The organism is Kribbella steppae, assembly GCF_004342025.1.
Classification (GTDB): Bacteria; Actinomycetota; Actinomycetes; order Propionibacteriales; family Kribbellaceae; genus Kribbella; species Kribbella steppae.
This window is the reverse complement of record NZ_SLWN01000006.1, coordinates 179,435-190,903: the sequence shown is the minus strand read 5'-3', so window position 1 is coordinate 190,903 and position 11,469 is coordinate 179,435. Positions and strand designations below refer to the sequence as shown.

At 69.3% G+C, this 11,469-nt stretch carries 8 protein-coding genes; 2 read left to right on the top strand and 6 right to left on the bottom strand.

The features are described 5' to 3' along the window. The first annotated feature begins 17 nt into the window (after positions 1-17). Both EV652_RS18555 and EV652_RS18550 read left to right on the top strand, forming a co-directional pair. The gene (locus tag EV652_RS18555) at positions 18-473 is read left to right on the top strand and encodes a DUF6194 family protein (RefSeq protein WP_132210410.1); all 456 of its coding nucleotides are present in this window, start codon (positions 18-20) and stop codon (positions 471-473) included. A gap of 197 nt (positions 474-670) precedes the next feature. Then, complete coding sequence (locus EV652_RS18550; RefSeq protein ID WP_242001849.1) at positions 671-1,861, top strand: S8 family peptidase; 1,191 nt, start codon at positions 671-673, stop codon at positions 1,859-1,861. A 125-nt stretch (positions 1,862-1,986) separates the two neighbouring features. Here EV652_RS18550 and EV652_RS18545 read toward each other — a convergent pair whose 3' ends face one another. From EV652_RS18545 to eccCa, 6 genes are all read right to left on the bottom strand, one after another. Beyond that, entirely contained in the window at positions 1,987-2,541 is a 555-nt protein-coding gene (locus EV652_RS18545; protein ID WP_242001848.1) for a Rieske (2Fe-2S) protein, read from the bottom strand. Positions 2,542-2,727: 186 nt separating this feature from the next. Continuing rightward, the gene (locus EV652_RS18540) at positions 2,728-4,443 is read right to left on the bottom strand and encodes a hypothetical protein (RefSeq protein ID WP_132210408.1); all 1,716 of its coding nucleotides are present in this window, start codon (positions 4,441-4,443) and stop codon (positions 2,728-2,730) included. A gap of 12 nt (positions 4,444-4,455) precedes the next feature. Further along, positions 4,456-5,778, bottom strand: coding sequence for an EsaB/YukD family protein (locus tag EV652_RS18535; RefSeq protein ID WP_132210407.1), 1,323 nt, complete (start codon positions 5,776-5,778; stop codon positions 4,456-4,458). A gap of 109 nt (positions 5,779-5,887) precedes the next feature. Then, entirely contained in the window at positions 5,888-6,940 is a 1,053-nt protein-coding gene (locus tag EV652_RS18530) for a DUF6177 family protein (RefSeq protein WP_132210406.1), read from the bottom strand. Position 6,941: 1 nt separating this feature from the next. Continuing rightward, complete coding sequence (locus EV652_RS18525; protein WP_132210405.1) at positions 6,942-7,346, bottom strand: hypothetical protein; 405 nt, start codon at positions 7,344-7,346, stop codon at positions 6,942-6,944. Next, positions 7,343-11,296 (bottom strand): type VII secretion protein EccCa, encoded by a 3,954-nt coding sequence (gene eccCa / locus EV652_RS18520; RefSeq protein WP_242001847.1) that lies wholly within the window; start codon positions 11,294-11,296, stop codon positions 7,343-7,345. Before eccCa ends, EV652_RS18525 begins: the two co-directional genes overlap by 4 nt. Between the last annotated feature and the right edge of the window lie 173 nt (positions 11,297-11,469).

The following is an 11,469-nucleotide window of genomic DNA, read 5'->3' as shown; positions in this document are numbered from 1 at the left end:
ATGACACACTTGAAGGCATGACTGTTGACGAGATGGACCTCCTGATCCGGAGGTACGACGGGATCCGGCTGCTCGAGGCACAGGGCGATCTGTTCTACCTGTACGACCCGGCGGCGGACCTGCCGCCGGAGCGGCAGCAGCCGTTCGCCACGATCGTGACCGGGGACCACTACGAGAAGGTCTCCCGACTCGACGAGCCAGGTGCCTGGCGGCTGAACGTCGGCCTGACCAAAGCGACGTACAGCAAACTGTTCGGTCCCGTGCCGACCGAGCGGGACGCGGACTGGGTGCTGGACTCCGGCCACAACTACGCCGAGCGCGACAAGTTGATGCCGCATCCGTTCTACGCATCCCAGCACTGGGTCTGCATCATCTCCCCCACCGACCTCGCCCCACTCCAGGACCTCCTCACCGAGGCCTACGAGTTCGCCGTTCGCAAGTACGCCAACCACCAAGCCCGCCAAACCAGCTGAACCTTGCAGTCATGTTGCGGCTTGGCACATAAGGCCGGTCTGACCCCCGGTTGGGATGAGCGCGGAACCTAGCCTGTCACGCAGGGTAGGTCGGCAGGACCTTTGCGTGAGGCAACTGGGCCTTGCGCTGACTTGAGGGAGTTCCGCCCATGTCCCCCAATAACGGAAAGCTGCACAGCATTCGTAGGCCGCGTGCCGTGCTAGGAGCGGTCGCAGCCTCTGCGCTGGCCGTCACCGGCATCGTGGCCACCGCGGCCGGTAGCGACGCGGCGCCGGAGGCCGGTGTCAGCATTCGCGGTGCCGGCAGCGCAACCGCGATCCCCGACAGCTACATCGTCGTCCTGGCCGGCCAGCGAAGCCAGGCCCAGACCCGGGCCACCAACCAGAGCCTGGCCAGCACGTACGACGTGAAGGTGCGCTCCCAGTACGACGCATCGGTCAAGGGCTTCTCGGCCAGCATGAGTGCGGACCAGGCCAAGAAACTGGCCGGCGACTCGCGGGTCGCGTTCGTCCAGCAGAACCAGAAAATCACCGTCAGCCAGGACGACCCGCCGTGGGGACTGGACCGCAGCGACCAGCGTGATCTGCCGCTGGACAAGAAGTACGAGGCCGCCACCACCGCCGAGAACGTGAACGTCTACGTGATCGACACCGGTATCTACGCCGCGCACAAGGACTTCGGCGACCGCGCGTCCGTCGGTACCGACACCGTCGGCGACGGCCAGAACGGCGTCGACTGCATGGGGCACGGCAGCCACGTGGCCGGCACCATCGCCGGGACGACGTACGGCCTGGCCAAGGGCGCCAAGGTCTTCGGCGTCCGGGTGCTCGACTGCAAGGGCTCCGGCTCGACCGAGTCCGTCATCGCCGGGATCGACTGGGTGACCAAGAACGCGAAGAAGCCCGCGGTCGCCAACATGAGCCTCGGCGGTGGCGCCGACGACGCGCTGGACGCAGCGGTGAAGGCGTCGGTCGACTCCGGCATCACCTACGCGGTTGCCGCCGGCAACGAGAGCTCGGACGCCTGCGGCGGGTCGCCGGCCAAGGAGCCGTCCGCGATCACGGTCGGTGCGACCGACGACCAGGACCAGAAGGCGTCGTTCTCGAACTGGGGCTCGTGCGTGGACCTGTTCGCGCCCGGCGTCGACACGCTCTCGGTCGGCATCACCGACCCCGACTCGACGGCCGAGATGAGCGGTACGTCGATGGCCACGCCGCATGTGGCCGGTGGGATCGCGCTCTACCTGGCCGACCACCCGGAGGCCACACCGGCCGATGTGACGACCGCTCTGGTCGGCGCGTCCACGCCGGACAAGGTGGGCGACCCGGGCACCGGCTCGCCGAACAAGCTGCTGTACGTCGGAAAGGTCGACCCGGCGCAGCGTTGATCGCCTGACGAGGCAGCGCTGATCGCCTGACGAGGCAGCGCTGATCGCCTGACGAGGCAGCGCTGATCGCCCGACGAGAAAGGGCCCGGCCCCCGAAGGTCGGGCCCTGTCTCGCTCCCCCTGTGTCAGGCCGACTGGACGATGTTCGTGCCCTGGACGGCGACGTTGACGGCCGGGAGCGGGGTCTGGGCCGGGCCGCTGACCGGACTTCCGTCGGTGATGCTGAAGTGGCTGTTGTGGAACGGGCAGACGATCTGACCGCCTTCCACGGAACCGACCGGGTTGCCCTGGTGGGTGCAGACGGCCGAGAAGCCCTTGTACTGACCCGCACTCGGCTGGGTCACCACGACCTTCGCGTCGGTGAACACCTTCCCGCCGCCCACCGGTACGTCAGAGGTCGGGCCGAGCACCGTGCCGCTCGCTGTGGTGGCCGGAGCGCTCGACGACGGCGCCGAACTGGCGGCCGAGGTCGGCGCGCTGCTGGTCGGGGCCGAGCTGGTCCCGGTGGTACCGGTCGAGCCCGCGTCGTCTCCCCCGCCGCAGGCGGCGAGGATCGGCGCGCCGGCGCCGGCCAGCGCGACCATCGCCGCGCACCGGAGCACCGACCTCCGGTCACGCAGCTCGCCGGCCGCCTCCGCCGCGGGTGGTGTGGTGGGTGGGGCCATGGTGTCATCGCTCATGAATCTGGACCTCCAAGAGCTTCCGGTCAAAGTAGTTGAACGCTTTGCTTCTTTGATGTCTACCCGACCCGTTCAAATAAGGGGCGGATACCGTGTCAAACGACCAGATCAGCAGAACGGTTCAGCGTTCGAGGAAGTTTGTCGGATTCAACCGAGGTTTGAGGCTTTCTGGGAACCGGCTGTGGGTCAGCCGGCAGCGCGGGTGACGGTTTCGACCACGCGGGCCGCCAGGTCGAGGACGGCCCGGCGGGTGTCGGACTGAAACTGCTCGGTGTGCAGCGGCCACGACTGGGCGATGTGCAGGTCGAACGGCAGCACGACCGGCTCCATACCCCGCTGGCGGAACGCCTCGACCAGCCAGCCGACCGAGGCGGGATCGACGTTCTGGACCACGCTGATGACCACGACACCTCGGGTGAGCAGCACGTCCTGGCCGTCAGGTGTCAGCTGGTCGAGCTGCGACAGGCAGTACTCCGCCACGTGCTGCACCGACGGCACCACCACGACAGCACAGTGCCCGGTCCCCGCCATCTCGGCGCTGACCTCGTCGAACAGGCCGCCCGGGCAGTCGACCACGGCCAGCCCGACGTCACGCGCTCCCTGGCCCTGCGCTTCCGCGAGCGTCGTACGGACTGCGCCCGCGGTGCCCTCACTGCGGAGCAGGGTGACGGGCTCGATCGGACCGGTGCCGACTGACAGCTCCAGCCGCCGGGACAGCTCGGCACCGCCTGGATCCGCATCGACCGCGACCACCCGGTCGGAGCGTTGCGACGCGAGCATGGTGGACAGCAGTGCGGTGACTGTCGACGTACCGCCGTTGGTGACCGGGCTCAGGACACCGACGCGACGCATGATCGCGATCGGCCGGCGGATGGTCGCGATGTTGTCCACGTCGCGCTGCATCCGGCCCGAGGCGCCGACCAGGTAGGCCGCTTCGGAGGCGATCTTGCGGAACCGGTCGAAGACCGAGTCACCGGCCGGCGCCTGCATCGGCGTACCGATCTGGTCCGCCTGCGGAGTAGGCGGTGCCGGTGCGCCCCAGCCGTCATCCTGCGTCGGCGGAGGTCCCTGCTGCGGCGGCTGCTCGTAGTAGTCCTGATGCGGCACCTGCCCCGGGTGCTGCTGACCCTGAGGCGGGTACTGCTCCTCGTACTGCGGCTGCGGGCTGGGCTGATACCCCTGCTGCTGCTCGTACGGCGGGTACTGCTGGTATGGCTGCTGCGGCGGGTACTGCTCGTAGGGCGCAGGCTGGTACGGCGCCACCTGCCCCGGCGGAGGTGGGGGCGGCGGGTAGCCCTGCTGAGGTGGGTACGGATGCTGCTCGTACGGCGGCGCGGGTGGAGGCGGGGCGTACTGCTGCTGCTCGTAAGGCCCCGGCTGGTACGGCGGCGGCTGTTGGTAGCCCTGCTCCTGGTAGCCCTGGTCCGGCGGATAGGGCGGCTGCTGCGGGTACGGCGGCTGAGGCGCGTACTGCTCCGGCGGATAAGGAGGCTGCTGCGCTGGGTACTGCTGCGGCGGGTACTGCTCGGCCGGGTACGGCGGCTGCTGGGGGTACTGCTCCGGTGGGTACTGCTCCTGCGGGTACGGCGGCTGCGGGTAAGGCTGCTGCTGGTACTCGGCAGGCGGTGGCACCTGCTGGCCGTACTGCTGCTGATACGGCCCCTGCTGCGGCGGCGGAACACCCTGCTGCTGCGGGACGCCCTGCTGTGGTGGCACACCTTGCTGTGGTGGCACGCCCTGCTGAGGTGCTGGAGGCACAGCGGGACCGCCCTGCCCGGCGGGGGCCGCGGGTGGTGCGGCGGGGGCCGATGCGGGCGGCTTGTCCGGGCGGGCCGGGTCTTCGGCCGGTGACTGCTCCGCCATCTGGCGCAGCATGTCACCCTGCCAGTTCGATTCAGTCATTCCATCCGGTCGTCAGAATGCGTTCAGCAGGTTGGAGTAGACGCCGAACACTCCCAGCGCCAGGGGGACCGTCACGATGATCGCCCCGACTTCAAGATAGTCGAGCAGCTGGGTGAGCCGCGCACGGACATGCTCCGCCGGTGCGAAACTGAGACCGAACGCGCAGAACATCGCCACCAGCACCAGCAGGCCGAGTGCGATGAACGCACCGCCCTGACCGTTCACCGCCGCGATCAGCACACACCCGGACACGATCGTGAAAGCGGCCGCGAACAGTACGGCGACCTCGCTCACCAACGGGTACAACCGCGACCGCGACGCGAGCAGGAACGCGAGGACCAGCGCCAGCGCAACCGACCACGCACCGCCCTGGCGCAGCAGCATGATCCCGGCCAGCGCCGACGACAGCGCGATCGGTACGACGGCCAGCGCCAAGCCGAGATGCGCCGCGTTCAGCGCGCTCTGCACGTCGCCACGCATGATCTCCTGACCCGCGGCACGACGGTCGTCCAGACCAGACAGGCCGGACAACGCCAGCGCCAGGCGCGGCAACAGTCCGAGCAGCAACACGGCCAGCAACGCCGCGAGCGCACCCACGCGGTCTGCAGCAAGCCCCGTACCGGTGCCGATCATCCACACCGCGACGAACAACACCGACGTCGCACCTGCGACGACACCACCACCGGCCACACCGGCAGCGGCGTAGAACATCGGGCCGAAGGCCAGGCACAGCGCCCCGACGGTGATCGCCAGCCCGAGCTCCCAGCCCGCGTCCAATGCCCAGAACGCAGCCGTCAGTGCGAGTACGACGGTCGCCACTGTGACCAGCGGGATCGCGACCACGTTGTTGCCGGACCGGCCGAGGGCGATGCCGATGAACGCACAGATCGTCGCGAGGACGAGCAGGATCACACCGGTCAGCACGGTCGGCGCCGCGACCAGCAGCGAGATCGCGCCGGCGATGATCGAGAACACCAGCCCGGCCCCGGCCAGGATCCGCCGGTGTGCGGGCTTGAACGTCGTACCGCGGCGCTTGAGGTCCTCGACTGCTTCCTCGGTCACGTCGTACACGGTCGGGGGCGGCGGCAACTCCCCCTCGGCCGCCAGTCGCAGGACCGTGCCGTCGATGATCTGAGCCGACGCGAGCGTCCCTTCCGGCGGCACCAGCGTGCCGGCGGCGGTGGTCAGGAAGCGCCGCTGCGGGGTCTGCTGCATCGGCTCGTCCAGCAGCCGGAGCAGGTCCGGGAGCAATACACCGAGCGGCTCGTCGGCGGGCAGCACGGCATCCATCCGCTTGCGCTGCCCGATCACCGTGACCCGGCTGTACGTGCTCATCCACGTCCTCGCTTCGCTCCGGGCGCGGATGAGACACGTGGTGCCCTGTGCCTTCTGATGAGCTCGCTCCGCTCCCTCATTGCGTCAATGCTCCTGTTCTGGTGGTTCGTCACGCCTTGCCCGCCGCCGCGTCGGCCGGGACGAGCTTCTTCATCAGCGTCGCGTACTTCTGCCAGTCCCGCGGGTTGCGGCCGTCCCCGATCGGATACCAGATCGCCGGTGCGTGTGCCGGCCCGATCGCCATCGCCCGGCTGATGCCCTCGACCTTCACCATCTCGGCGACGCTCGACGCGCGGACCGCCTCGTTCCCGGCGGCGACCCCGATCGGGCTGGTCATTCCGGCGAACCGCGGCTGGTACGTGCCGTCAGCGGCGCCGTACGACCCCATCACCATCGCGTTGATCAGCTCGAAGTTGTCGGCGATCTCGTCGATCCACACACCGACCTTGTTCACGTCCGGGAACTCCAGCCCGGACTGTGCGACCGCCAGCGTCACGGTCTCGTCCAGCCCCGACTGCACCCGGCGCGACTCGAGCGTCCCGACCGCGGGCTTGAACTCCGCGCCCGGCTGTCCGGAGACAACCAGCCAGGTCGGAGACGGCGCCCGGTCCCGGCAGTACTCGGTCAGTGCCTCCGGGCTCCACGGCTGCGTCACCGGCTCGGACGTCGCCCAGCCGGCCGGCCCGCTGCCGGTGGCCGCGGTGAACAGCCGCTCGGCGACCCGGCCGAGCACCAGGCTGTCGACCGGCTTGTGCCGGACCCGCACGGTCAGCTGCAGCTGGGCGAACGGCTTCTCCTCCACCACGAAGTCCGGATGGATATCCGAGTTCTGCTCCCCCGGCCTGGCGGTCGCCCGGGCGATGAACATGTCACCGTTCCAGTGCAGCCGGATGCCGTTCAAGCCATCGAAGTACTCACCGTCCTCGCCGGTGACGACCCACTTGGAATAGGTGCCCTTGAACAGCATCGACCGGACCGGCCAGGTCAGCTTGGAGGTCTTCGGCGTGACCAGCTGCACGTCGCGGGCGGCGGCCATCTTGGCCGACGTCAGCGCGTCACTGAGCCAGGCCGACATGCCGATCACCGGTCGGTCCTGCATGACGACGGCGACCTTCTCGGTGATCAGGTCGACGCCCGGGCTGAAGATCAGGTCGTTCGGCATCTCAGTCGGTTCCCTCGCTCGCGCTCTGCGGTGTTTCGTTCCGGGGTGTCTCGACCCCTGCCGACGTCCAGACCTTGCCGCCCAGCCGGTTGATCAGCGTGTTCGCGTACTGCTCCGCGACCTCTCGAGCGCCGTCGCGAGCCGTCGCCCGGATCTCCACCCACCAGGCCGGCGTCTGCACCGTGCCGACCGACGTACCGAGCATCCGCTCCACCTCTCCCGGGACCTGGATCAGCAGCGGCAGCTCAATCGATACCAGTGGCAGATGGTCCTCGCCGCAGAGCTGGATGACGGCGCCGCCGCTCACCGCGCGAACGCCCATCTCCTCCCCCGCCGCCGCCAGTCCCGCCAGGACGTCGTCACTCGACGGACGTCCGTCCACGAGCGCCACCAGGTCGTACGTCATGTCGTGCCTCCGCTGTTCTCGGTGACGGCCTGCACCGCGTCGGCCAGCGCCGTCTGGACGAGCTGTGGCCCGTCGCCCCGTCGTACGAACAATCCGCGGCCGGGCGGGTAGTCGCCCGGGCGCGCACCGGTGAAGAGTTGTCCCTCGCTGCGGTCGCCGGACAGCACCAGACCGGCGGCGCCGGACTCGAGGACCGCGGACAGGAACGGCTCGTACATCTGCCGCGAGGCACCCGAGGCGCGCCGGGTCACGATGAAGTGCAGCTTGATGTCCCGGCCGGAGGCGACGTACGGCAGGAACGGGTCCATCGGCGACTGCCCACCCGACGTCAGCAGGTCGTAGTCATCCGCCAGTACGACGATCCTCGGTCCACCCTGGCCGGCCTCCGGAATGGCGCCGGTGTCGTCCGGCATCCGCTTCGCCAGCTCCTGCGACACCCCGGCGGCCAGCCCGGCAGCGACCCGGCCGGTCGGTGCGTAGCCACCGACGTACTCCTCCGGCACGTACTCGCGCAGACCGCGCCGCGGATCCATCACCGCGAACACGAGCTGGTCGGACTTGTGGCGCTCGAGTAGCTGCTGCACGATCAGCCGGACGATGTTGGTCTTGCCGGAGCCGCTGTCGCCGAACACGACCAGGTTGCTGTCCCGGCCGGAAAGGTCCAGGTACACCGGCGCCAGCGCGCGCTCGTCCACGCCGATCGGCACCACGGCCGGCTCCCGGATCTCGTCGCCCAGCTCGGCCCGCGGCAGCTTGAGCGGCAGGATCCGGATCTGCGGCGCCCGCGGCCCCTGCCAGGTCGACCGGGAGGACACGGCCTGGGCCTCGAGCACCTCGGCCAGGTTCTCGTCCGAGGTGACGCCGTCAACGCGCGGCAGCGCGAAGTGGGCGAACAACTTGGTGGACCCCGGCACCAGCATCCGGCCCGGGCCCGCCTTGCGCAGCACTTCCTGCAGGCGCCGGTCGATGTTGGAGTCCGACGGGTCGTTCAGCCGCAGCTCGAGCATCGTTCCGAACATCGCCTGGTTCTGCATCCGGACGTCGTTCCAGCGCATCATCGACGCGACCACGTGGATGCCGTAGTTGCTGCCGCGCGACAGGAGGTCGGTGATCGGCTCGTCCAGCTCGTCGAACGTGGTCCGGATCGCGCCGTAGTTGTCGATCACCAGGACGACGTCCGCCGTCGGCAGCTCCGGGATCGCGCCGGCCGCGTGGTCCTTGCGGAGCGCTTCCATGGTGTCGATCGCGTGGTTGCGGAACACCCGCTCGCGGTGGTCGATCATCCCGCGGATCTCCTCGACCGTCCGCCGTACCTTCTCCCGGTCGGTACGCAGCGCGACGCCACCGACGTGCGGGAACTGCTCCAGCGCCTGCATGCCGCCGCCGGCCAGGTCGAGCGCGTAGATCGCGACTTCCTGCGGGGTGTGGGTGTGGGCCAGCGAGGTGACCAGGGTCCGCAGCGCGGTCGTCTTGCCGGACTGCGGACCGCCGACGAGCGCGACATGGCCACCGGCACGGGTCAGGTCAAGCCGGTAGACCTCCTGGCGCTGGTTGCCCGGGTCGTCGATCACACCGACCGGCGGCTTCATCTGCGGCGACTTCACCGCCAGCTGCAGACCACGGCCGTCGACGAAGTCGGCGCGGCCGCCCAGACCGTCCAGCGTGCAGGCGGCCGGTAGCGGCGGCAGCCAGATCTTCAGCACCGACTTGGCGGCGCGGGACACCTGGTCGACGAACACGGTCAGCACCGTCGGCCCCGTCGTACGCTCGGTCGCCTTGGCCTCGACCGGCTTCTGCGCCTCCAGCTCTTCCACGGACTGCTGGTACGGCGCCAGCGCCTGCGGGCGGACGTCCGTGCCTTCGTCCTCGACGACCTCGTTCGTCGGTGGAACGTACGGGCCGGAGATGTACGCCGCCCGGAAGCGCTGGTAGACGCTCGTGTCGACCTTGAGGAACCCGAACCCGGGCAGCGGCGGCAGATGGAACGCGTCGGTGGTGTCCAGCACCGTCCGGCTCTCCTCTTCGGAGAACGTCCGCAGACCCAGCCGGTAGGACAGGTACGTCTCCAGACCCCGCAGCTTGCCCGACTCGACCCGCTGGCTGGACAGCAGCAGGTGGACACCGATCGACCGGCCGATCCGACCGATCGAGAGGAACAGGTCGATGAAGTCCGGCCGCTCGTTCAGCAACTCGCCGAACTCGTCGATGATGACGAACAGATGCGGCAGTGGCGGCATGTCCGGGTTCTGCTCCCGAGCCAGCCGGTAGTCGGTGATGTTGGCTTTGTTGCCGGCGTCCTTCAGCACCTGCTGACGGCGCTGCACCTCGCCTTCGAGGCTCTTGTACGCGCGCTCGATCAGGCTCGCGTCGTCCCGCAGGTTGGTGATGATGCCGGCCACGTGCGGCACCCCGGCGAACGGCGCGAACGAGGCGCCACCCTTGAAGTCCACCAGGACCAGCGCGAGGTCGTCCGGGCTGTGCGTGGCCAGCAGCGCCATCACCATGGTCCGCAGTACTTCGGACTTACCCGAACCGGTCGCTCCGATGCAGAGGCCGTGCGGACCCATACCGAGCTGGGCCGATTCCTTCAGGTCGACGAGTACGACGTCGCCGCGGTCGTCGACGCCGAGCGGGACCCGCAGGAACGCGCGATCCGGACGCGGCTGCCAGAGCTGCCTGAAGTCCAGTTGGCCCACGTCGCTGATGCCGATCAGACCCATGAAGTCGACGTTGTCGCGCTGCGCGTCCTCATCCAGCGACTCCGCGGACAGCCGCAGCGGAGCCAGCTCACGGGCGATCCCTTCGGCGACCGCGGCTTCCATCCGGTCCACCTGGCCGCTGGCGACCATCGGGTACTGCCCACGTAGGTCCTCGACCCGGACCTCGTCGCCGTACACGGTGATCCGCATCGTCACCGAGCTCGGCTCCTGCACCCGGTCGGCGACCAGGTGCAGGACGGTGACGCCGAGCTCCCCGGGGACGAGCGAGTCGTCGGCCTGCGGACGGACCTCGGCGGCGACATCGCCGTACGTGTCGTGCAGCACGAGCAGGCGCTGGGTCAGCCGGCGGCGGTCCTCGAAGTTCACCGACCCGCGGCGTGACTCGGTCGCCCACTGGACGCGCTCACCCAGATCGTCCGAGAGCAACCGCGCCAACGCGTCCGGGGTCTCGGCGATCCGGCGGAACGGTACCGGGCCCTGCTTGAGCTCCGGATCCTGGACATGCGGCAACCAGTTCATCCACTGCCAGTCAGGCAGCGCGCTCCGCGGGAAGGACGCGGCCAGCTTGACGTCCTCCGGCGCGTGGAAGACCGCCGTCTGCACGAGCAGCGACCGGGCCACCCGGACGACGCCCTCGCGGTCGCCGATGATGCTGACGTTGCCGACGTGGTCCAGGGGCACGGTCAGCGGCATGTCCGGGTTCAGCGTGAAGCGCCGTACCAGGGCGTTCGCCTCGGCCATCATGAACTGGTCCGGAGGCTCCATCGCGGAACCGCCCTGACCGACCATCGCCGGGACCGCCGGCACCCGGCCACTGCCACACCGCGGTTGCAGGAAGTCACTGTCGGTACGACGCCGCTCCCACAGCCGGGACACGTCCGCGACGCAGTCCAGCAGCGCGTCCGGCGGAGGGTTCAGCTCCAGCGCCTGCGTCCGGGCCTTGCGCTCCTGGATCGAGAAGTCGTCCCGCATCCGCTCGAGGTAGTCGAGGTAGCGGCGGCGCTGGTTCTTGCGATCCTTGCCGCCCTTGCCGCGGGACGCGAGCATGCCGCCGACGGAGCCGACCATGGTGAGTCCCAGCAGGCCGATGCCGACCATCACCATCGGTCCCGACCGGCCCATCGTCATCATCGCCACCGAGCCGATGCTGCCGACCATCGGCAACAGCATCTGCAGCGCGCCGCCGCCCCCGCCCCCACCACCGCCGAGAGACGGGGCAGGCTCGATCACACGCTGCTGCTGCACCCCGGGGGCAGGTGTGCGCCGCGCCGGGCGGTGCACGATCCGGCTTGCCACTAAGGTTTTCCTCCGCTGGACCAGCCCGCGGTTGCGCGGGGGACTTTCGTACTTCTTACCGACGGACGTGCGAGACACTCTAGTGGTGGGTGAGGTCACGGAATGAC